At 36.5% G+C, this 23007-nt stretch carries 17 protein-coding genes and 4 pseudogenes; all 21 read right to left on the reverse strand.

Going from position 1 to position 23007, the window contains the following annotated elements:
- The coding region (locus HMPREF2619_RS06830; RefSeq protein ID WP_148130372.1) for a lectin-like domain-containing protein at positions 1-3411 on the reverse strand (3411 nt) is incomplete at its 3' end.
- A 552-nt stretch (positions 3412-3963) separates the two neighbouring features.
- Complete coding sequence (ileS, locus tag HMPREF2619_RS06835; protein WP_070460285.1) at positions 3964-6756, reverse strand: isoleucine--tRNA ligase; 2793 nt, start codon at positions 6754-6756, stop codon at positions 3964-3966.
- A gap of 354 nt (positions 6757-7110) precedes the next feature.
- Positions 7111-7797, reverse strand: a pseudogene (locus HMPREF2619_RS06840) (DivIVA domain-containing protein); the annotation flags it as partial.
- Positions 7798-7813: 16 nt separating this feature from the next.
- On the reverse strand, positions 7814-8068 hold the full coding sequence (locus HMPREF2619_RS06845; protein WP_070460289.1) for a DivIVA domain-containing protein: 255 nt from the start codon (positions 8066-8068) through the stop codon (positions 7814-7816).
- A gap of 8 nt (positions 8069-8076) precedes the next feature.
- Positions 8077-8861 (reverse strand): annotated as a pseudogene (locus HMPREF2619_RS06850) (RNA-binding protein).
- Positions 8858-9121 (reverse strand): YggT family protein, encoded by a 264-nt coding sequence (locus HMPREF2619_RS06855; RefSeq protein ID WP_049503967.1) that lies wholly within the window; start codon positions 9119-9121, stop codon positions 8858-8860. Before HMPREF2619_RS06855 ends, HMPREF2619_RS06850 begins: the two are co-directional and overlap by 4 nt.
- On the reverse strand, positions 9121-9672 hold the full coding sequence (locus HMPREF2619_RS06860; RefSeq protein WP_049510385.1) for a cell division protein SepF: 552 nt from the start codon (positions 9670-9672) through the stop codon (positions 9121-9123). Before HMPREF2619_RS06860 ends, HMPREF2619_RS06855 begins: the two co-directional genes overlap by 1 nt.
- Before the next feature lie 9 nt (positions 9673-9681).
- On the reverse strand, positions 9682-10353 hold the full coding sequence (locus HMPREF2619_RS06865) for a YggS family pyridoxal phosphate-dependent enzyme (protein WP_061863856.1): 672 nt from the start codon (positions 10351-10353) through the stop codon (positions 9682-9684).
- Between the two features lie 5 nt (positions 10354-10358).
- A complete protein-coding gene (gene ftsZ, locus HMPREF2619_RS06870) occupies positions 10359-11615 on the reverse strand; it encodes a cell division protein FtsZ (protein ID WP_000144264.1) in 1257 nt (418 codons plus the stop codon).
- 17 nt (positions 11616-11632) lie between these two features.
- Positions 11633-13006, reverse strand: a complete 1374-nt coding sequence (gene ftsA, locus HMPREF2619_RS06875; RefSeq protein ID WP_070460291.1) for a cell division protein FtsA — start codon at positions 13004-13006, stop codon at positions 11633-11635.
- 242 nt (positions 13007-13248) lie between these two features.
- Positions 13249-13638: pseudogene (locus HMPREF2619_RS06880) on the reverse strand (sugar nucleotide-binding protein); the annotation flags it as partial.
- Positions 13639-13686: 48 nt separating this feature from the next.
- Positions 13687-13921 (reverse strand): annotated as a pseudogene (locus HMPREF2619_RS11600) (adenylyltransferase/cytidyltransferase family protein); the annotation flags it as partial.
- Positions 13922-13959: 38 nt separating this feature from the next.
- A complete protein-coding gene (locus HMPREF2619_RS06885; RefSeq protein ID WP_070460293.1) occupies positions 13960-15099 on the reverse strand; it encodes a CDP-glycerol glycerophosphotransferase family protein in 1140 nt (379 codons plus the stop codon).
- Entirely contained in the window at positions 15083-16546 is a 1464-nt protein-coding gene (locus HMPREF2619_RS06890) for a flippase (RefSeq protein ID WP_070460296.1), read from the reverse strand. Before HMPREF2619_RS06890 ends, HMPREF2619_RS06885 begins: the two co-directional genes overlap by 17 nt.
- Positions 16539-17459 carry a capsular polysaccharide synthesis protein gene (locus HMPREF2619_RS06895; RefSeq protein ID WP_070460298.1) on the reverse strand — a complete coding sequence of 307 codons (921 nt, stop codon included), beginning with the start codon at positions 17457-17459 and terminating at the stop codon, positions 16539-16541. The genes HMPREF2619_RS06890 and HMPREF2619_RS06895 overlap by 8 nt, the downstream gene beginning before the upstream one ends.
- A 15-nt stretch (positions 17460-17474) precedes the next feature.
- Entirely contained in the window at positions 17475-18431 is a 957-nt protein-coding gene (locus HMPREF2619_RS06900) for a glycosyltransferase family 2 protein (RefSeq protein WP_070460300.1), read from the reverse strand.
- Positions 18432-18438: 7 nt separating this feature from the next.
- Positions 18439-19467 (reverse strand): glycosyltransferase family 2 protein, encoded by a 1029-nt coding sequence (locus HMPREF2619_RS06905; RefSeq protein WP_070460302.1) that lies wholly within the window; start codon positions 19465-19467, stop codon positions 18439-18441.
- Positions 19457-20512, reverse strand: a complete 1056-nt coding sequence (locus HMPREF2619_RS06910) for a beta-carotene 15,15'-monooxygenase (RefSeq protein ID WP_261673724.1) — start codon at positions 20510-20512, stop codon at positions 19457-19459. Before HMPREF2619_RS06910 ends, HMPREF2619_RS06905 begins: the two co-directional genes overlap by 11 nt.
- A 148-nt stretch (positions 20513-20660) precedes the next feature.
- Positions 20661-21167 (reverse strand): glycosyltransferase, encoded by a 507-nt coding sequence (locus tag HMPREF2619_RS06915; protein WP_070460306.1) that lies wholly within the window; start codon positions 21165-21167, stop codon positions 20661-20663.
- The gene (gene pssD, locus HMPREF2619_RS11190; RefSeq protein ID WP_070460308.1) at positions 21167-21616 is read right to left on the reverse strand and encodes a PssD/Cps14F family polysaccharide biosynthesis glycosyltransferase; all 450 of its coding nucleotides are present in this window, start codon (positions 21614-21616) and stop codon (positions 21167-21169) included. Before pssD ends, HMPREF2619_RS06915 begins: the two co-directional genes overlap by 1 nt.
- A 3-nt stretch (positions 21617-21619) precedes the next feature.
- Positions 21620-22990: a sugar transferase gene (locus HMPREF2619_RS06925; protein ID WP_070460309.1), complete on the reverse strand. Its 1371-nt coding sequence runs from the start codon at positions 22988-22990 to the stop codon at positions 21620-21622.
- Positions 22991-23007: the final 17 nt, after the last annotated feature.

A 23007-nucleotide genomic window follows, 5' to 3' on the forward strand; every position in this document is an offset into this window, starting at 1 on the left:
TGGGTTCACACTTGGTGCCTCTGGTGCTGTAACGTCTGCTTGACTGACAGTTTGAGCTGGTTTCAACGTTGCTGTTGATCCATTTGAGTAGGTTAATGTTGTGGTACCATCTTGACCTACTTCAACCTTAGTTGCTGTTGGGTTCGCTGTTTCTACAGCTTTCTTAACGGCATCTTTTTCTGGTTGTTCCAGGCTTGATGGGTTTTTAACTGGTGTTACTTTAGGTGCAGTTGGTGTAATTTTGAATACTGAGTCTGCTGGAATGACATCTGTACTTCCATCCTTGTAAGTAACCTTAACATTAGTACCATCTACAGAAACACTTTCGATCTTGTCGCTGAAAGTTGGGTTAGCATCTTTAACAGCTTTTTCAATAGCACTCGCTTCTGGAACAGTGTTTGATGTAATAGGTGTTGATGGAGCTACTGCAGTATACTTGAATGTTTGTGGTTTCCAAACAAAACGAATACGGCCAGGTGCACCTGTATCACCCGCAGCTCCTACGTTATCATAATTTGTATTTCCAGCTAAATCTTCGGCATAAATATAACGAGTTATTCCTGTGCCATCAGTGTAAGATCCATTTGGAATATTTGCTGTTAATTTAATGATAGCTGGATTTGCTTCCGTAGCTGTTGTTTCTGAACCAAATCTATTGGCTTTTAAGTATAACGCACTTTTCGTTTTACCATTTAGATATCCAGCATCTTCTGTTCCTAAACCTGTACGATTATCTTGAGCAAATACTAGATACGCTTTAGCAATTTTACCTGAATTATCAGTAATTTTTAGTTCTATATTATTTTCTTCACCAGAATATACATAGATAATTTGGTTAGCTTTATCGTCGTATGGAATATTTACTACAGGACGAACATTCTCTTTTACAGTTACAGTTGTAGCATCTGATTTGTTAGTTGCAGCATCTGTTGCTGTAACACTAATTGTATCTCCTTCATTCAACCCTGAAACTGGGATAGTGAAGCTTCCATCTGCACCTGCTGTTGCAGTTACTTTACTACCATTTGGTAATGTAGCTTCTACTGTAGAATTAGCTTCTGCTGTACCAGTAATACTAGTAGCGCCTGCCTTAACGGCGTTTACAGTTGGTGCCGTTGGTGGTGTTGTGTCTGGTTTTGCTTCTACATTAATTTCTTTCCATCCAGTTGGACTTGAGTATTTAGTTTCTTTAATATTTGAAATGACCTTAGCTTTACCTGCTTGGATTTTATCCTTCATTTCAAGAACAACTGTATCAAAGAAACCATCACTAGAGTAAGACTTAACAACTGCTTTTGATTCGTCTTTTGAAGTCCATGCCCCAGGAATTGAATCGCGTTTAATAGCTACTTCACTTCTACCATTGTTAGCATTAGGGTAATCAAAGTAAGTAATTCCTGCATCGTGAGGCACTTTTAGTGTAACTATCGTAGTTTCCGCAACAATACTTTGTTGATCTTTTGATTCTGTTGAAGGCACTACACTTGATTCACCAAGACCAACCGCAACTTCTGTCGCTTGGCTTTCGCTAACTCCAATTTTTTGAGTAATCGTTACACTATCTTTTGGAACCAACTGATCTTGGTTAGTAATATTACTATTAAAACCTTTTGAAAGTGTTGTTGTCCAGGTTCCATCTGTCCCTACTGTGATATTATCAGCTAGAGTAGCTCCTGCAACTTTCACTGTTACAGTTGCTCCTGGGATACCTGTTCCTGAAAATGTGTTATCTGTAGATTTAACACCTGCTACGGTCATACTACCTGTAGCTTGTAATGTCGGTGTAACTGCAGGACTAGGTACTGCAAATACATACTTCAGTAACTGTCCACCACTTCTAAGTGTTACAGTGTTAGCTCCCGAGTTATATGTTTCTGCTCTATCAGAATTAACTTCCTTAAGTGTATAGCCTTTAGTCTTTAATTTCGTAATAGCTTTTTGTACTGCTTCAACAGAGTTCAAGTGAATAACTTCATCTCTATTTCCAGGAATCGCACTACTTGCTGCGAGCTCATGACCCGCTTCATCATAGAAGGTAACTTGTACAATTTGTGGTGCTGTAAACTCAAATTTTTCAATTTGTACACGTTGCAAGTTGGTACCCGAACCCGTACTTCCTAAAAATGACAATGCATAAGTTGCATTTGAGTTGTTAAGAGCAGTCTTAGCAGTTGGTTCCATGATTGAAGCATTCGCAGTCTTCAAATTAGTTGACCATTTTTCAGAACCGTAAGTTACAATAAACTCTTTTGATTGACCTTTATATTCAATTTTAAAGTCTACCCATTGACCATTTGGTTTTGGATTTAGAGCTTTTGCTGCTGAGCTACTTGTCGTTACCCTACCAGCATTATTTGATGAGTAGAATGAACCGAAGGCATTACTTCTCCATGCATTTCCACCATATCTTGGATCGGCTGATGCATTTTGGTTAGCATTTGGGTTAGAAGTGTTGTGCCATGAGTCTAGTTTGAAACCAAAGGCATTTTTGATAGTACCCATACCAATAGACGCTCCGGATTGACCAATAGTATCTACATTACCTGTATGGAAGACGAAGCCGACTCCATCACCACCTAGACGACTACCTACAGTATGACCTTCGTATTTATCACCAATATCTACCTTACCAGTAAAGGTAAAGTCTTCCCTAGGATCAATTTTAAAACGAAGGTAAGCACTACCAACTTGACCTGACACGTCATCTGTTAATTTAATTGTGCCAGACGTTTCATCATAATTTGCCGTACCACCTTCTTTAAAGAAACTATCAAAGTTATCTTTCGTTACTGTAACACGATCAAGTCTCGATTCATCAACTGCACGTGATGTTCCTTCAGAAGTCGCACGTTTGTTTCTGACTTTAGGAGTTTCTGAAGAATCTGTAGTTTCTTCAGATGCTGCTTCAGTTGTTGTTTCAACTGTTGCTTCAGTAACTTCCTTCACACTTGCCACTGCTTGAGTCAAGCGTTCAACACTTTGGTTTACTTGTTCTTGGCTTGCTGAACCGTTCGCAACTAATGCTTCAGCTTCTTTAATTGCAGCTACTACTTCAGCTTTAACCGAAGCTTCTTGACCTTCCAAGCTTTTAGCTTTAGCTTGTACTAAAACAGCTTCTAGTTGAGACTTGTCAACAGAAACTGCAGTTGTTGCTGAATTTGCTTCTACTGTTTCAGTCGCAACTGGGCTAGTTGCTGCTGGTGCCGTATAGGTCGGCGCCTCTGCACTAGGTTCAGCTTGAGTTGTTACAGCTGTAACTTCTGCCTTCGCTTCTGCGGTGTCAGCATGAACCGTTGGAGTCGCTAAAGTTGCTCCAACTGCAAATACAAGCGAACAACCAAACAGGAAATGTTTTCCTTTTTTGATCATCCGCCAGTTCTTCTGTTCCGCATTTTTACGGTTAAAATACATCACGTATCTCCTTTTTTATTTTTGTAATATTGTATTTCACATATAGAATTATTATAACTTATTCGCTTTCAATATTCAAATTATTTGTTTTATTTTTTAAAAAAGGTCTATTTTATATAAATACATATGCTTGGTATCCTTTTCAACCTATAAATACAAGTATTTTTGATGTGAAAATAAGATTGATTAGTCCTGAAAAACATTGAAAATAGTGATTTTTTGTCAATTTTATTTTATACGTTTTTTAAAAACTTATTTTTGTTTTATTTGTGATTATTTACAAATTTTTTACAAAAAGGATTTATATCAGATCTAAAAACATTTTAGTTTCTATTTTCTAAAATAAGAGAGTATTCACTCCATAAAAAAGGCGGTGGGACAGAAATCGATAGACCAAAGTCTCGATTTCGTAGTCCCAGCCCCGCGAGGATGATTAGGAGCTTTTTGGAGTCTAAAAGACGAACAAAAAGTTCAATCAGCTACCGCGTCAAAGTTTGATTCCTAATAAAAAATGAGGTCGGGATCTTTTGTCCCAACCTCCAGTATATAAATTTATTTTACTTCAAATCCTTCTGCAACTGCGTTCGCAAAGTTTTCTTCAACGATACTTGCGCAGTGGTCGCAGATGGTTGCGTTATAGCTACGTTCTGCTGTACTTGGATCGATACGACGGCAACGATCACATACTTCACCTGCAGCGCGTTCAACTGTAAAGGCCACATCTTCAAAGGCTACTGCACCTTCTGGAGCTGGTCCTTCTGCGATAGTCAATTCTGAGACAATCAAGAGTTGAGCAACATTGCTATCAACAGCTCCAAGTAGAGTTTTCACGACTTCATTTGGATAAACTGTCAAATGAGCTTCAAGGGATTTACCGATTACTTTAGCATTACGAGCTTCTTCCAAGGCTTTTTGAGCTTGTCCACGGAAGTCCATGAAGGCTACCCATGTGTCCAAGATTTCCTCTTGGTTAGCAAAGGTTTCCGCTTCTGGCAATTCTGACAATTGAACAAAGTCTTCAGCTTCAAACTCAAGATATGACCAGATTTCTTCCGCAGTGTGAGGAAGGATTGGTGTCAAGAGTTTGGTGATTTTTACAAGGATATCGTAGAAGACAGTTTGCATTTGACGGCGTTCCAGTGATTTGGCACCCTCGATGTAGACAACATCTTTGGCAAAATCAAGGTAGAAGGCAGACAAATCAACGTTGATAAAGTTAACAAGCGCCTTGTAGATGGTCAAGAATTCAAAGTTGGCATAAGCATCACGAATGGTCTTAACAAGCTGGTTAAAGCGGATGGTCATGTACTTATCAACTGAACGAAGTTCTTCGTAAGCTACTGCATCCTCAGCTGGGTTAAAGTCAGATGTGTTAGCAATCAAGAAACGAAGAGTGTTACGGATCTTACGGTAAGTTTCAGAGACTTGGCTCAAGATATCCATAGAAATACGCACGTCGTTGCTTGAGTCAACACTTGTTACCCAGAGACGCAAGATTTCCGCACCGAATTGTTTTTCAACATCGCTTGGAGCAATGGTATTTCCAAGAGATTTAGACATCTTCTCACCTTTACCATCTAATGTGAAACCTTGAGACAAGATTTGCTTGTAAGGTGCTACGCCATGGTTGGCAACAGATGTGATGAGTGATGAGTTAAACCAACCACGGTATTGGTCAGAACCTTCAAGGTAAAGGTCAGCTGGATAAGTCAGATTTGGACGATTCACCAAAACACCATTCCATGATGAACCTGAGTCAAACCAAACGTCCATGATGTCTGTTTCTTTCTTGAACTCACCATTTGGTGAACCTGGATGTGTAAATCCTTCTGGCAAGAGGTCTTTAGCATCACGTTCCCACCAGATGATGGAACCATGCTCTTCAAAGAGTTGAGCTACATGCTCAATCGTTTCAGCTGTCATGATTGGTGTGCCGTCTTCAGCATAGAAGATCGGAAGTGGAACACCCCAAGCACGTTGACGAGAGATAACCCAGTCACCACGGTCACGAATCATGTTGTAAAGACGGACTTTACCCCATTCTGAATGGAATTTCACTTTTTCAATTTCATCCAAGATTTCTTGGCGGAATTTAGATACAGAAGCAAACCACTGTGGCACGGCACGCCAGATGATTGGTTTTTTCGTACGCCAGTCAAATGGGTATGAGTGAGAGATTTCTTCTTGAGCAAGAAGGAGGTTACCAAGTTTTTCAATAACAGTTGGAACTACCTTGTCATAGAATTGACCTTCGAACTCAGGACCAGCATTCTTCATCATGATACCACGTTCGTCAACAGTCACTGCGACTTCAAGACCATTAGCAATACCAACATTGTAGTCGTCCTCACCAAAACCAGGGGCTGTATGGACAATACCAGTACCAGAGTCAGTTGTAACGTGGTCACCAAGGATAACGAGTTCATCTACTGCAGTATCCCAAGGGTGTTCTGTCACGATGTGGTTCAATTCTTGACCACGATAAGTCGCCAAAACTTGAACATCAGTCCAGCCAAATTTCTCAGACAAGCTGTTCAACAATTCAGCAGCAACCACAAACTTACGAGTTTCACCAGCAGGTTGAACTAAAACGTAATCAATATCCGCACCAACAGTCAAACCACGAGAAGCAGTGATGGTAAATGGAGTAGTTGTCCAGACAACGATATAAGTATCTGTATCTAGAACACCTTTGCCATCTCTAACCTTATTGGCATAGTACAGTGATGTTGAAACCAAGTCATGATATTCAATCTCCGCTTCAGCAAGAGCTGACTCAGATGACCAAGACCAGTAAACTGGCTTAGCACCACGGTAGATATAGCCCTTGTTAGCCATCTCGCCGAAGACACGAATTTGCGCTGCTTCATAGTCAGGGGTCAAAGTTACATATGGATTTTCCCAGTCACCAGAGACACCTAAACGTTTGAAGTCTTCGCGTTGTTTATCTACTTGAGAAAGAGCGTATTCACGGCAAAGTTTCAAGTATTCAACCAAATCCATCTCTTTACGTTTGACACCTTGTTTTGCCAAAACTTGCTCGATTGGTAGTCCGTGTGTATCCCAACCTGGGATGTATGGTGCGTAGAATCCTGACATAGACTTAGAACGAACAATGATATCTTTTGAAATCTTGTTCATAGCATGACCAACGTGGATATTTCCGTTAGCGTACGGAGGGCCATCATGAAGAGTGAAATGAGGTTTTCCTTCATTTAATTCTTGACGGCGTTGGTACAATTTTGCTTCTTCCCATTCTTTTTGCCAAACTGGCTCTTTAGTTGGAAGGCCTGCACGCATTGGGAAGTCAGTTTTCCCAAGATTTAAAGTTTCTTTGAGTTTCATGATATCTCCTTTTTTATATAGACAAAATAAAAACCACGACTCGCTAAAAAGGACGAAAATCGTGGTACCACCTTTGTTCGGAAAAAGAACTAGTCTTTCTCCCTCTTTTCCCGTAACGTGGGGAACGTCAAATCCTACTAACTTCAGACTTGATAACTTGAGAGGATAATCTAATCAACAGGGATTGTAGGACTTCCACCATCGCCTACTCGCTGTAAATATGTTTGGTTAGATCTTGTTCTCAGATTTTCTTTCTTATAAAAGATCAATAGATTCTGTCAAGGGTGCTGATTGAGAATCTTGGTTTGAAGAAACGACTCCTTCTACTACTGAGCTAGCAGTATCTGGAACTGTTTCTTTTTGTGATTCAACCAATTCTCGATTAGCTGCTTCAATGCGAGCTTGGAGCTCTGCTACTTCCTCTGGTGAAAACTGACGAGTCATGTCAATTGGTTCTTCATCATGATATCCAGTTACATCTTCACCCAAAACTTCTCCGACAACTTCTTTAAAAGCTTCGTCACTTGTTTGAAGGTAAGTTGCTGTCGGACGCAAAATTTCTTCCCAGTCAGAAGAGTCTACAATGGCCAATTGACTCTCAATCGTAGATTTCAAACGTTGATGGAAGACACGGCTCTTATTCTTTAATTCTTCCGTCTCTACTGCAACCTTCTTAGCATTATCCGTAGCTTGACGCAAGATTTCATTAGCCTTATATTTAGCTTCATCAAGCAGACGCTGGGCATCTTGTTCAGCCTGTTTAAGGATATTTTGAGAGCGTTCATTTGCAGCTTGTTTGACACGTTCTGCAGTATCTTGAGCAATCAATACAGACTGGCTCAATGACTCCTTAATCTCATCGAAATAAGACAAACGTTCCTCTAAATTTTTAATGTGTTGCTCTTTTTCATGGTTACTACGAACAAGCGTTTCATAATCACGAACAACAATATCTAGAAATTCATCAACTTCTTCAGGATTAAAACCTCTAAACTTGGTACTAAAGGTTTTATCCTTGATTTCTAACGATGTAATTGGCATATTTTTCCTCACTTACTTAATAAAAAATAGAATCATTCAATGGTTCTGGTTCTTGCTCGTTTGTCACTGTTATTTTAGGAAAATCATCAGTAAAAGACGAAAGACGTTCTTCTAATCTTTTGATATAGACTTCAGTTTCATCCTTGTAACGGACTAGTTCCTCATAGTCAAAATAAATCTTATCCAAAAATTCGTCAACTTCTTGCTTATTATAGCCTCTGAATTTAATGGAGAAAGCTTTATCAATAATTTCTTGTGGTGTAATCGACATTTTTCTTCTCACTTACTTAGTAGTAATTGGACTGTTATTTTTTTCTTATCTTTTTTGGTTTGACCATTTTCTTTGAGTAAGATAATCCGTCCAAAACGTCTGACACTTACTAAATCACCTAATTTAACTTGGTAGTCAGATTTTTAACCAGATGGTAATTTACCTGAACATATTTTCTTTCTAATAAATCAGCTATCTGCGAGCGAGACAATTTCAGAACATTTGACAAGAAAGCATCCAAGCGCATACTCGGAACTAAAACTTCCTTTTCCTGATAATCACTCACGGCTTCTACCAATTCTTCAAAAGATACGACTTCTAGTTTGACAGGTAATCTAGCAATCTTTTGAATCCCATCTTGAAAGAGAGAAGTGAATTTTTGGTCCACAATGATTTGGGCCCTATTATCCGTAACTAAAATATCACCAAACAATTTGCGATCAATTCCCAAACGATTCAGAACAGTTCCTAAAATCTTGGCATGTGTCAATTGGTCGAACTTACTAGAATAAACAATCTCAAGCAATTCCATTTCAAAGTCCATCAAAGTCGGTATGAAATAATCTGGTGCAAGAAGCACACGACTATACTCACTAGGTAAGAAATCGTTGCTTGAAAAAACTTGAATTCCTTGATGATTCCCCAATGTCTTTAAAATAAAGACCTGATGGGGGTTGATAAAGGGAGTAAGGATGGGAGCGTAGTGCTCTTCTACCTGCCTAAGCCACTCCAATCCCTTATCAATGAAAGGAATATCCTCGACTGAGAAATGCTGATAAATATCTTTTCTCATGCTAGTATTAAAAGAAAACGGATCAGATAGTTACCGACTAAATGAACTAAAATGACAGCCACCCAAACTGTAAAATCAAAACCACCAACCCTTAGCGGCAAACGTCTCAAGGGTTGAAGGATCGGTTTGACTAAGCTAGTTAACAAACGACCTAGTGCTGTATCATAGGCATTGGGTAACCAAGATAATAGAGCAAAAGCTACAAGTATCCATGAATAGATAGTTGCAGCATTCTGTATTAAACGAATTAGAAAAATCATTACTTCACTCGATTTCTCTTCATATCAAAATCAAACTCTTCACCGTGAGAACCATCAGGCAAGCGAATGTCTTCAATATTAACCACAACTCCTACTGGTGTCAAAAGATACATAGTATTTGCAACTTTTCTCAATTCACCAGCAAGCACATGGCGAGCTCCATCTAAGTAATCTAGACAGCGGCGTGCTTGTACTTCAGTCATATATTGGAAGTCAATGAGAATACTTTCGTTGCCTGCCAACAAATCAACGATATCTGTTGCATCTTCGTAGCGACGAGGATAACGAACATCAATAGTTACTTTTTCTGTGCTACGGTGGCTCTGCATCGCCAACTCTTGCTGACGAGCATGAAGGCGTGTAATATTTTTCTCTTTAGAATTCACTTGTGAAGATTGTGGTGACTGTTGAGCTCGTGGAAGTTCTTCCTTTGGAGCCGAAACTGAAGTTAAGGTTTGTTCAGACTTTAATTCAGCAACGCTTGGTGCCACCTCTTCTCCATCTTCAGTGAAATAATCTATAAACTTATCAAATTTATCTTTTAGTGACATGGTTATTTCCTATTTAAAAAATGCTGTACCGATTCGAACGAAAGTTGAACCACATTGAATCGCTTCTTTGAAGTCTCGACTCATACCCATACTTAGTTCGGTCATCGGCATATTAGGGAGATGTTTTTCTTGAATGGTTTTTTGCAATTCTTGCGTTTCTTTAAATATGTCTAGTAACTCTTGACTAGTTGCTTCAAATGGAGCCATGGTCATCAGACCTACATACTCAATCTGGTCTAATTCTGAAAGTTCTGGTAAGAGAGCTAACAATTCTTCTTTCGAAAAACCGTGCTTACTTTCTTCCTTAGAAATATTTACTTGCAAAAAGCACTTAATCTTGTGGTCCGCTCGTTTTTGAATTTCCTGAGCTAGCTTTAAGGAATCTAAAGCATGAAAATAATCCACATAAGAAATCACTTCCTTGACTTTACGTCTCTGTAAGGTTCCAATCAAATGCCAAGTAAGATTCTTATCACTCAGAGCATGATACTTGTCAAGAAATTTGTCAACACGGTTCTCACCAATGTGTTGCACTCCTTGCGAAACCAAAGCTGAGGCTGTTTCAACATCTACATACTTGGTCACCGCAATCACAGAAACCGAATCGTTTTCACGACCGGCTTCCTGAACTGCATTCGATATCTGTTGAAAAACAAGGTTCGTATTTTCTTTTAAATTCATCTTCATTAACGATTTTTAAAGAACGGTGGAGTTTCCAACTCGTCTTCATCTGTCGCTGCTGGAACTTCAAAGCGTTCTACTGGAGAAACAACTGGCTCTCCTTGACGAACGATGGCGTCTCGTCTCAAGTCCCAGTCACCAAAAGCTGATGTCTTTGGTGTTTCTTGACGGCGATAACTTGGAGTTGGAATTTCTGCTGTATCAGCCATATCAAAATTACGATCAAAAGTTTGTGCATGGCTAGTTCGAGCAGGTTCACGGTGTGTCGCTTGGCGTGGTTGAGCAGTTACAACTTTCTCAACTTTATCCTGACGTACTCCTGTCGCAACAACAGTCACACGGATTTCGTCTTTCATTGTCTCATCAATAGATGTTCCGAGCCAGATGTTAACACCGTGTCCAGCTGCTTGGTTAACAATTTCTGATGCTTCTTCAGCTTCAATCAAAGTCAAGTCCAAGCCACCCGTTACGTTGACAATCACATCTTCTGCTCCATCGATAGTTGTTTCAAGAAGTGGTGAGTAGATTGCTTTACGAGCAGCTTCTACAACACGTTCTTCACCGCTACCGATACCAATACCCATGAGGGCATTACCTTTGTTGGCCATAACCGTCTTAACGTCTGCAAAGTCCAAGTTGATCAAACCAGGATTTGTAATCAAATCTGTGATCCCTTGAACACCTTGACGAAGAACGTTGTCTGCTTCACTCAATGCTTCAAGAAGTGGAGTCTTCTTGTCGACGATTTCTAGCAAGTTATTGTTTGAGATAATCAAGAGTGTATCAACATGCTCACGAAGTTCGTTAATTCCTTCGATGGCAAATTGTCCACGTTTGCTTCCTTCAAAACCAAATGGACGAGTTACAACACCGACTGTCAAAGCACCAAGACTTTTTGCAATACGAGCGATAACTGGTGCAGCACCTGTACCAGAACCACCACCCATACCAGCAGTGATGAAGACCATATCAGCACCGCTGATTGCTTCTGTCAATACTTCTTCGCTTTCTTCTGCAGCTTTACGTCCAACTTCAGGTTGACCTCCTGCACCAAGTCCGCGAGTCAATTTAGGACCGAGCTGAATAACTGTTTCAGCTTTTGTACTGCTCAAAGCCTGTACATCTGTGTTGGCTGCGATAAATTCAACGCCGGAAACGCCTTCGTCAACCATACGGTTGATGGCATTTCCACCACCACCACCGACACCGATTACTTTAATGACTGCACCTTGTGCAGCTGCTGTATCAAATGAAAATGTCATATTTATATTCCTCTATTTTATTCGTCAAACATGCTTCCAATCAAGCTACGGAAACGATCCGTTAATTTACCTTTGCTCTTTTCTTCTGATTGAAGAGGAGCTACTGGTTCAACAGATTGAGTAGTTTCAGGCTCAGGAGTTGTCACTGTATTAAATACTGGTCGTGGAGAAACAAGTGAAACTGGTTGTGCTGAACTTCTAAAGTCAATCGGTTGGTGGCGTAAACTTTCGTCACCTCGAATTGCTCGTTGTGCCAAAACATTCACTTCAGTAAGACTACCAGCGAATTCTGACAAGCTGATGACATGGGCAAAAGCAGGATTGCGAATACCTACTTGATTTGGTACGAATAACTTAACGCGTACTCCAAATACTTCTTGGGCCAATTCAACGACACCTGGAAGAAGAGCATTTCCACCTATCAAGACAATACCACCTGGTAAGTCTAATAGGTGACGTCTTTCCAAGTCTTGCTTAATTTGCTCAAAAATGTGCTTGATTCTTGCTGAAATAATCTCAGCCAAGTATTCTTCAGTTACTTCAACTGGTTCAACTTCACCGATCACTTCAACTTGGAAAGTTTCCTTGCTAGCTAGTGGTGGATAAGCCTCACCATAGTTCAATTTTAGACCTTCTGCAATTTTCTTAGAAGTTTTGAGAACTTTTGAAATGTCTTTTGTGACATAATCGCCACCCTCTTGGTTGACATTTGTATATTGAAGTTCTTGATTGCGAATCGTAGCAACAGTCGTTTGGCCACCACCCATGTCGATAACAGTCGCACCAAACTCACGTTCACCTTCATTCAAGACAGAGTGAACCATTGCAAGAGGTGAAATAATCACGTTATCGACTTGAACGCCTACACGCTCAACAGTTTTACGAAGATTGTGGAGAATCGTACGTGGGCCAGTGTACAAGAGACCGCGCATTTCCAAACGCACACCCATCATCCCGCGAGGATCACGAATTCCTTGGAATCCATCAACGACAAATTCCTCTGGAATAAAGGTGATAACTTCACGGTCTGGAGTCATACTTTTAGTCAAGGCTGATTTGACCACATTTTCGACATCTTGATCCGTAATTTCTTTTGTATCTGATGTCACTGGAATCATGCCTTGAGTTGGCTCCACTTGTAGCAAATTAGCTGGCAAACCAACGTTTACAGACTTGATTGAAATTCCTGCTTTTTCTTCTGCTTGAGAAATTGCAGACTTAATAGCAGTCGCTGCTGCTTCGATGTCAACGATAATCCCATCTTTGACACCTTTACTTTTGGCATTGCTTACGCCAATTACATTTACTTCACCATTTACAAGCTCTGCAACCAACACTTTAATAGAGCTAGTCCCGATATCTAAGCCTGTAAAAAAACCATTTCTAGTCATTACACTGCGTCCTCTCTATCTTCCCAGTTTCACACTTCTATTTTTAATAGCTACACCAAGGCATAACTACTCACAAAATATTATAACACAAAAAAAACATTCGTGCTCGAATTTTCTAACATTTAAACAAGCTTTTTCTTGAATTTTTATAATTATTCGACGATTGCATATATGAGTAAACAAAAAAAGAAAGAGAATCTCTCTGCTCTCTCTTTCTGTATACATTTTGGCCTCCAGTAAGGCTATTTTTTAAGGTCTTGTTTGTAAAATTCTTTCAAGGCATCTCGCCAAGTTGGGATGACAAACCCAGTAGCTTTGGCTTTTGCAAGGCTCATTGTTGAGTTTAGTGGACGTTTAGCTTTGGCAGGAAATTGGCTTGAGTCCACTGGCTTGACTTCGACATCTGTATCCTTCAAAATTTCAACTGCAAAGTCATACCAAGTTGTGTCTTCCGTCGCATCATTTGACAAATGATAATAACCAAATTCCTTGCGATTTTCAGCTAGGAAAGTCATGAACTCGGCCAAGGTACGCGTCCAGGTTGGTCGACCATGTTGATCATTTACAACTGTCAAGGTTTTATGAGTTTTAGCAAGATTTTGCATCGTGAAGACGAAGTTTTTGCCGTAATTTTCAGATTATCTTTTTTCACCACCCAATCAAACTCAAACATGTACACTATGATACTCTTTTACATTTGATTTTTTGTTACCAACTAGTTTCAGATATAACTAGATCTACATATCGTATCGTTTCAACTTATTTCTCTATGTTCATAATTAAAGTAGCATACTTTATTCTTTTCTTCTAAATTGAACTCATCACTTGAAACAACAATTGAATAGTCACCCAACTGCTTTACTTTTTTAATAAATTAATATCCCAATAATGGAGCAAATCAAAAATTTTAGTAATCGTACTTTAGCATACCATATTTCTCATTTTTAATTTCTTTATAATTGATTTACTATCCACTCTGCACTCTTCATTGCAGCATTTCCGTCATCAAATTGTCTATTCTTTAACTTATAGTCATTGACACATTTATAATAATCAATTTTTGAAAATCTAGAAATTTGTTCAACTAATTCAAGATTTGTATAACATTTAATAAATGGAAGATTATTAAAATCCTGATTTAGAGGTCTTAATTTTGTATACTCTTCATAATCTGGCATATACAAAAATATGACTCTATTTAACAGCATGAAATCGGTCGGTGCTGATGAATAGTCTGAAATCATAATATCAGCTGCAAACATCAAATCCTGAGGATCCGGATAGTCTGTCACATTAATCAATCTTTCATCATCATTTTTAAAAAATGTATTATCAACATTTGGATGAAAACGAATCAACACTCTAACTTTTTTATTATAGAATTTTTGAAACGAATTGATTACCTTATCATAATCAAGATTATACGCTTTTGTTGATCCATCATCCCTAAAAGTAGGCATATATAAAACAACTAGTTCATCTAAAGAGATACTATATCTATCTCTAACGATTTGGTTTAAGTGGGTTATTTTCTCACTATGAAAGAAATCATCATTTCTTGGTAAACCATATTCCAAAACATCAACATTATCATTTAGCCAAAATGATTTTTTAAACTGTTCTGTTTGCAATTGGCAACTAGAAATGATTCCATCAGATATCTTACCATCGTATTTTGCCATTATGAGATAGGATTTTGAAAGTGTTGATTCTACGTCCTGCTCAACTAGTTTCACTCCATAAGAACCATGCCAAGTCTGTAAGTAGATTTGCTTTTTTCTTTTCCAAGGACGATCAGAATTTCTGATATTATCAACCCAAACTTTAGCTGTACTACACTCCAAAAAAGCTCTCCAACTTCCATATCGTACCTTTCTAATCCCATCAGGTACAGAAGTACTCATATCCTTTGTTAACCAAACTATATCAAGATTCTTATCCTGCTTTAATAGTTCATCAGCAATATACTTTGGATTGTCCCCATATCCTCGACCACCAAAGTTGTCAAATACCAGCTTTCTTTTATTTAGAGGTAACCAACTAAATGGGTAAAACATTAATCTTTTTAAAAATAATTTATAATATCTTTTCATATCCAATCTTTCGTTTGATTTTTTCCCTCAATAACTTAAAATGTAAGTTTCTTGACATTAAAATATAGCAGCAACAAAAAACAACATATACTATTCCACCCAAAACAATTAGGAAAATAAGACTCATTATATTGTATGGTAAATGAGTTTTGACTACCATAATAACCAGGTACATAACTAGACCGAATAGGTAGAATATCAAACCGTTTTTCAAATATCTTTTTAAATCTAAATCTCTTCTCACTGACCAAAATTGCATTCCAGACAATACAAATTCTGCCAACACTGTACTTACTGTAGCTCCCATTGCTCCAAAAGGTTTTATAAAAAAACAGTTTAGCACTAGATTTACAACGGCTCCTGCAATTAGAGATGCCACATAATCTTTATCCTTAGCTCTAGGAATCAAATACTGAGTTCTAATAATATTTCCTAAAACAGAAAAAACAACAGCTGGAGACATAGCCGCAATTAATCTACCTGATTCAAGAAATTCTTCTCCCCAAAATATAATAGAAAAAATATCAGAAACCGATATTAGTCCAAACATCAATACACTAGAAATAATCATCACGTATAAAATTGTTACTTCTATGTAGTATTTACTCTTTTCTTCTTGTCCTTCTGCTAGTAAATAGGAAGTTCTCGGCAACATCACAGCCCCTAAGGCCGCAATCAAAGCTTTAGGAATTTCAATAATTCTACCTGCATTGTCATAAAATCCAACCTGCCTTACATCAACCATTAAACCAAGCATATATTTATCCATATTAGTAAAAATACTAATGGCTAGTACAGGAATAAAAAGAATTAAAATTGGTTTAATATGAGGTAATAATTCCTTCAATTGAATCTTTTTCCAAGACAATATTCCTTTTAATTTTCCCCATAGTAAAAGTTGACCAACTAAAGTCACTGACCCATTTATAAATGTATACTTCCATAAATCTGTACTTTGACGTACACATAAAAAAATTAAAAATAATCCTAAAAGTTTAACTAATGTGTTCCTAAAAACGATTTGTTTAAAATTTTCTAATCCATAGAAAAACCAAGTAATATCAACAGCATTTGACAACAATAAAAAGAGTTGTAATATTGCAATAACCTTGTAATGTACTGCCCCAAAATATAGATAAGCAATATAAGCTATAGTGACCAGAATAGACATTATTAACTGGATAGAATAGATACTCCAAAATGTTTTTGATAGAGTATCTTCTCCTTCTCGTTTAACAGTCGCAATTGTTCTATTTCCGTAATTTGCAATTCCCAGAAGCATGAACATCATAAAGTAAAGTGCAACTGACATCGTAAAAGAATGAATACCTAGATTTTCAGCACCTAATACTCGTGATAAATAGGGAGAAGTTATTAAAGGAACAGCAATACCAATCAACTGATATCCCATATTATAAGCTAAATTTTTACTAATCTTATTACTCATTTGTCTCAACTTTCGAAGATATTATAAACTTATAAAAGGTATCCACACCACTAGAATAATCAAGGTGATGGTTTAATTTATGAAACACTGATATATTTTTTATTTGTTCCCATCGTTTTTCCGAAAATTGATTATTTAACTCAAAGTGAAGTGTGTGAGGAGAATGATTATTAAAGGTAGGGACAGCTGCCCATTCTGCTGGATAATGTTCCGTAGCAATTGTAAAGAATATGTGAAATAAAAAATAATTACATAAACTATTATTTCTCTTCCAATATTCCCAGAGAAGTTTTCTCGTATACAGTAATATAGGATGATCACTATAAGCTGAAATTAACCAACTTGACGCAACAATGGCTTGGGAATCCTTCCGTGATAAATCTAACGATTTATATACAAAAAGGGGTAATTCAAGATTTGTAAAATCTCCTCCAGTATTCAACACAGTTGCATCCACCCATAATCCACCATGGCGGCATAGGAGCTCTATCCGAAGGATATCAGAGTAATGCGCACGAGAAATCCATCCTTTTTTGTATTTCTCAATAATATAGTCTGGAATCTCCGTATAATCACTTATATTTTCTTCTGTCAATACAATGATTTCTCTTCCTTGAAGTTGAGTCCTCATTGATTGAATACATGTTTTAATTAACTCTGGAGCATACTCTTCTCCCTGAAACCAACAAATCCAAACTTTATTTGAAAATTCCATTTGAGATTTAAGCTCATTTTCAGTCAACGAAATATAGCTAAACTGTTGCTTTAGCTTTCTGTATGCTGTATCTGTGTCTTGTTGAAAAGCTATATTTTGATTATTTATAATATATAGTGGAATGATTCTATGAATTTTATTCTTCAATTTACTATAAAAAGAATGATTTTTTATAGAATCTAAAATTTTTTCTATCATTATGTTTCCTATACTCTACATTACTTTTGATTTCACATAAGCTGCTAAACGAATATCTATAAATCCTAAAATATTCTGCACAATTAGTCTCGCATCATTGTTTTGTGTATACTTAGCAAACTTTCTAAACTGTCTCTGTAAATACTTTGCAAAAGTAGGATTCAAAACATTTCTGTGATTGGTAGTCGTTGTAACGATCCAATTACAATACTGTTGACACGCTTTTTCGTGCAAAAAGGAATGCCCCTTATCTGAATAAAACTCAATACGTGAAGTATGCATCTCATCCTTCATTTTTATTTTCTCTAAAGTCATATTACTTTGGACTATACTTCCTTCTCGTTGAACATATAAATATAATGGTTCCTCAACAATTGATACCTTTTGGCATTCCCAAAAAAGAGGATAATTTAGAAATTCATCTTCATATAACTTGCCTATTTTAAATTGAAACTTTTCAAATAAAGTTGAACGATAAAGCTTATTCCACGCAACCACATAGCGATAGCCATCTGCTGTTAATACTTTTTCTAATATTTGTTTACCGGACAAGCATTCTTCTCCAGAATCCAATAGCTCATCTTTTATTTTTTCCCCTTTTTCATCAACTAACGAAAAAGAACAAATCGATACCTCGGAATCATTATTCTTTATAGAAGAATATAACTTCCAGACATAGTCCTTAGATATGTAATCATCGCTATCAATAAATGCTACATATCGCCCTTCCATTTGCTTAATCCCAAAATTCCGAGCATCTGATAAACCTCCATTTGCTTTATGAAATACTCTTATTCTAGGATCAACTTTACTAAATGAATCACAAATTTGCCCACTACTATCTGTACTTCCGTCATCAACCAATAAAATCTCGATATTTTTATAAGTCTGATTTAAAATACTTTCAATTGATTTTTTTAAATAATTTTCCACGTTATAGACTGGAACAACAATGCTTACCAAATCTTCCATAACTTATTTATCCTTCATTTTTAAATTTTCTTCTCTTCCACCACTCTTTAAATAAGTAAAAAGAATAGATCAACACTGGAATTTTTAATTTTAGCAAATAAAAAACAATCATCTCATTTATATTTTTAGGCATCTTTTCTTTGCTTACTTTTTCATCTAAAAATAATCTATACCTTTTTAATTGTTGAGTAATTTGGTCTAGTTTTTCTTTTGGTGAATACGGAGAATCAAATTTAAATAAATTATTTACATACAAGCTAGCAAGGTAAAATCTAAAATCCATATGTTGCTTATAGTAGTTCTCCTCAATTTTAGGATAAACTTCCAACAGTTGATTCCATATCTGGTTCTGAATTATCAGGGAATTTTCAATGTTCTGCACATAGCGCTTAGATAACGACTGCGGATTTACATTTTGAATATTATAATACACCCCATCAACAACTCCAATACTTTTAGAAACCATTAAGTATTGATACACAAATGACATATCTTCACCGAGTGACATCTCAGTCGAAAAAGTAATATTATTTTCTTCAATTACTTTACGAAGAAACAGTTTAGCACAAACACTTCTCGGAAAGATATCAACAAAATGAGCACCTATTTCTTCTCTTGTACGTGCAATAAATGAAGTTGACTTGTTCTCGTTTCCACCGTATTGAGTTGTAGCAGGTTCTTTATGCCAACAAGATAAGAGATCAATTTTATTATTTTTTGCAAATTGACACATTTTATTAAGCATACCTTCATCTAAAACATCATCTGAATCTAGAAAAAAAACATACTCTCCACTAGCATGAGATAACCCCTTATTTCTAGCAGCAGATACCCCTTTATTAAGCTGATGAAAAATCTTAACCTTTGAATTACTATCGTACTGGTTCAAAATTTCTGCTGTAGAATCGTTAGACCCATCATTCACTAAAATCACTTCAAGAGATTCTAAATTTTGCTTTAGGGCACTATCAACACAATTTTTAATAGTTTTTTCGGCATTGTATACTGGTATCACCACTGATATTTCAATTTTCATCTAAATCTCCTCTGATTAATTTAGTAGACTTATAAGCAACATTACCTAACCCAAGAAAGAAAAACACAATATAGGTAGACCTCGTAAACGTACTATTCCACACAACAATGCTCACCATCACTACAAAAGCTATTATGGATACAATTAATCTTTCACATTGCATCTCTTTATCTCTAGTAAAAGTTCCTCTTATAAATAATGATAACAAGAATAAATAAAGAAGGACTACAGAAATAAAACCACCATCTGCAAGCATTTTACCCAGTTCATAGATATAATTAACAGAGTATGACCCCAAACCTTTTCCAAATATGGCACTAACATAATCATGATAGAACAAGTTATCCCATAAGAAGGAAATAGTATTGGTTCGTCCTGCAAATTCCGTTCTGTTTTCATAGGATAATGCCTTTGTAACATTAAAAAAGGTATACAAATTATCAGGTAAAACCATTTCAATAATTTTGTAGGCAACCAAAAAAAGAAGAGATATTCCTGCAGTTGCACTAATTATACGTAACTTTTTAACTTTTTTTGACTTTTGAAATATGAAAATTAGGAAAATAGAGAATATGAGAATAACGAAAAAAATCTTTATTTCTGCCAATGCACATATTATACAGGAAATAGCAATCAAAAATAGCGACTTCATAGCGTCCCATTTGCCATATAAATAATACACAATAGACAAAACACATAGAGCTAAACAATAGAATCCTTGAATTCCGTTTGCATAATTAGTAAAACCAAAAATACCATTGGTAAAATCTGGATGTAAATGTAATCCTAAATGCTGGTATAAAACTAACAATAAATTAAATATCTGTAAAACGTAAGCAGTATCAATTAAAGATGAAAAAGTTCTGTCATCTAAATAACTGTTCGTCATGTAATAAACTAGAAATGCTCCTAGTATATATCTGATTCTTGCAACGAATTCATATACATTGAGATTTCCCCAACTAAAACTAATTAATAAAAATAGTATTAAGAAAATAAAAAAGACTATGCTGACATGAGGATTTTTTATTTTAATCTTGCCCAAAGAATAGGAATCAAATACAACAAATAAAGCCGATACTAGTAGCAATACATCTGGTATCGTAAGCAATAGCGATGAAGAAAAATAGGAATATACTAACTCACTACATAACGAATATATGAATAGCAACTTGATACAAATATTTATAAACTTATTCGTCCTTAACATTACTTGTCCCCATTAAATCGTCAATCATATCTATAAAGTTCTCCATAAATAGGTTATTATTAGTTTTCAAAGATTTACCTTGTTGTTCATTTATTTTAGAAATACCTGACATAAGATTGCTTATATTTGTAATGACTGTTAAATTATAGATATTTAATACTTTCTCAACAAATTCCATCTGATGGTCATTCACATGCTCTCCAAATTTTTTTTGTCTTGGAACAACTATAGGAACTTTACCTTTAGCAATAACCCCCATAAACGTTGCTGGTCCCCCATGAGTAATAATAATATCCGATTCCTCAATCATTTGATTCATTTTTTCATAAGAAATTATCTTTTCCCACTCACAGTATTTCGGAATATAATTGGAATATCCTGTCTGAATAAAGACCTCATCTTGAATAAGATTTTCTTTTTTTAGACGATCAACTTCTTTGATCAAGCGATCAAATTGTTGTTCGTGTGTACCTACAGTCACAAAAATCATTAGAATATTCCTCCTAGGTTAATTGCTTTTGGGTATACTTTTTTCATTTCCTCCCATTGGACAATGAACCTGTCAGTGACTGGATAAACAAGTTTCCCAGTCACTGTCGGAGCATCGATTCTATCAAACACCTCTATATAAACTGTCTTTGATCCAAAAAGCTTTCCAATGTAAAAGAAAGGAACAGCGACAGCAGCACCAGAGGAAATAATTACGTCTGGTCTCTCTTTCTTTAATATCTTATAGGCAAGAAAAGTATTTCTCACTAAATTTTTGATATTACGGTTGGTTGGATAATAACAGGGATATAAAACTTCCTCAGAGAGTAAACTCCTAGCGTCCTCCTTATCAAAAGTAACCCAAAATCTTTCTTTATCTTTCCAAAAAGGTTTCAACAAATATAAATGAGCTAAATGACCTCCACTAGATCCAACTAGACATACTTTCATTCCTTACTTCGCTCCATCTCTCATCAACACAACTTTTACAGTTTTTAGCAATATTTCAAAATCTTTCCAGATGGTCCAATCATCGATATAAGCCACATCCAACTTAACAACCTCATCGAAGTTTGTAATTTCACTTCGACCACTAATTTGCCACAAACCTGTAATACCAGGTTTGAAGCTGAGACGACGTTTTTGCTCAGGTGTGTACTTTTCGTACTCATCTACAGTTGGTGGACGTGTGCCAACTAAACTCATATCTCCGATCAGAACATTCCAAAATTGTGGCAATTCATCCAAGCTAGTTTTTCGGATAAATTGTCCGATCTTAGTCACTCGAGGATCGTTATCGATCTTAAACATACCACCTTGCATGGTATTTTGATCCATCAACTGTTCCTTGATTGCTTCAGCATCGACTCGCATCGAGCGGAATTTATAAAAGGTAAAGTGACGACCATTTTTTCCGACACGAGTTTGTGAAAAAATTGCAGGTCCGCCATCTTTACGAATCAATGGAACTAAAAATAGACTAGCAATGCCACAAAGGATCAACCCAACAATAGCTCCACAAATATCAAGGATGCGTTTGGCAATCACATGACTAGGCTTGTAAAAATTTGTAGAAAATGTCACTACGTTCAAACCTGCCATTTCGTGAATCTGTTTATTTCGACCTAAGTTTTTATCGAAAGCATTAAGATTGACTGTGACAGCAATTCCCATGGTTTCAAACTGAGAAATAATAGCTCCAATATCATAGTCCTCACTTGGAAGATTGACAAAAACTTCATCCACTACTTCGTGCGTTGTATAGGTTAGTAATTTTTCCCTTGGTACAACAAGGACCTTGTCATGGGTGAATTCTGGCTTATCCAAGACAGATACAGCGACCAATCTTCCTTGGACATCGTTAGCAGTTAATAATCGGTCCAATACTTTTTCAGTACGTGATGTTGCTGTGATCAACAAAATATTACGACTACCCTTCAAATTATGATTGAAGGTTTTCCAATAACGCTTCACAAAGAAACTAAGTAGATAATTCAAAACACCATACAAGGAAAGTAGATAAATCATTCCCCTTCTAGAAATGATAAATTTCTCTTTTAAGAAGAAACTTGAAAAGCTAATCAACAAGGCATAAAAGAGGATGTATTTGACCGTTTCTACCAACTCAACATACTGACCTCGTTTGAAAAAATCCTTACCATAGTCACTTATGTAGAAGGCTGCAAAGTGAAGAAAAAAAAGGACAAATACTGTATCTAAAACAATATCAGTTTCTGAAATTGCAATCAGTATATAAGCTAAAAAACTAACAAGTATACTCTGTAAGAATGCCAGAGTTACATTGTAGAAACCCCTTCCTTCCATACTGGACTCCCTAACTT

This window comes from Streptococcus sp. HMSC074B11, assembly GCF_001808705.1.
Taxonomy (GTDB): Bacteria; Bacillota; Bacilli; order Lactobacillales; family Streptococcaceae; genus Streptococcus.

Coding starts and splice junctions, on each gene's coding strand:
- pssD (WP_070460308.1), bottom strand. CDS start 21,616: ATGAAAGTATGTCTAGTTGGATCTAGTGGAGGTCATTTAGCTCATTTA.
- HMPREF2619_RS06845 (WP_070460289.1), bottom strand. CDS start 8,068: ATGTCGATTACACCACAAGAAATTATTGATAAAGCTTTCTCCATTAAA.
- HMPREF2619_RS06890 (WP_070460296.1), bottom strand. CDS start 16,546: ATGAGTAATAAGATTAGTAAAAATTTAGCTTATAATATGGGATATCAG.
- HMPREF2619_RS06865 (WP_061863856.1), bottom strand. CDS start 10,353: ATGAATTTAAAAGAAAATACGAACCTTGTTTTTCAACAGATATCGAAT.
- ileS (WP_070460285.1), bottom strand. CDS start 6,756: ATGAAACTCAAAGAAACTTTAAATCTTGGGAAAACTGACTTCCCAATG.
- ftsA (WP_070460291.1), bottom strand. CDS start 13,006: ATGACTAGAAATGGTTTTTTTACAGGCTTAGATATCGGGACTAGCTCT.
- HMPREF2619_RS06900 (WP_070460300.1), bottom strand. CDS start 18,431: ATGGAAGATTTGGTAAGCATTGTTGTTCCAGTCTATAACGTGGAAAAT.
- HMPREF2619_RS06915 (WP_070460306.1), bottom strand. CDS start 21,167: ATGATTTTTGTGACTGTAGGTACACACGAACAACAATTTGATCGCTTG.
- ftsZ (WP_000144264.1), bottom strand. CDS start 11,615: ATGACATTTTCATTTGATACAGCAGCTGCACAAGGTGCAGTCATTAAA.
- HMPREF2619_RS06925 (WP_070460309.1), bottom strand. CDS start 22,990: ATGGAAGGAAGGGGTTTCTACAATGTAACTCTGGCATTCTTACAGAGT.
- HMPREF2619_RS06905 (WP_070460302.1), bottom strand. CDS start 19,467: ATGAAAATTGAAATATCAGTGGTGATACCAGTATACAATGCCGAAAAA.
- HMPREF2619_RS06895 (WP_070460298.1), bottom strand. CDS start 17,459: ATGATAGAAAAAATTTTAGATTCTATAAAAAATCATTCTTTTTATAGT.
- HMPREF2619_RS06860 (WP_049510385.1), bottom strand. CDS start 9,672: ATGTCACTAAAAGATAAATTTGATAAGTTTATAGATTATTTCACTGAA.
- HMPREF2619_RS06855 (WP_049503967.1), bottom strand. CDS start 9,121: ATGATTTTTCTAATTCGTTTAATACAGAATGCTGCAACTATCTATTCA.
- HMPREF2619_RS06885 (WP_070460293.1), bottom strand. CDS start 15,099: ATGAAAAGATATTATAAATTATTTTTAAAAAGATTAATGTTTTACCCA.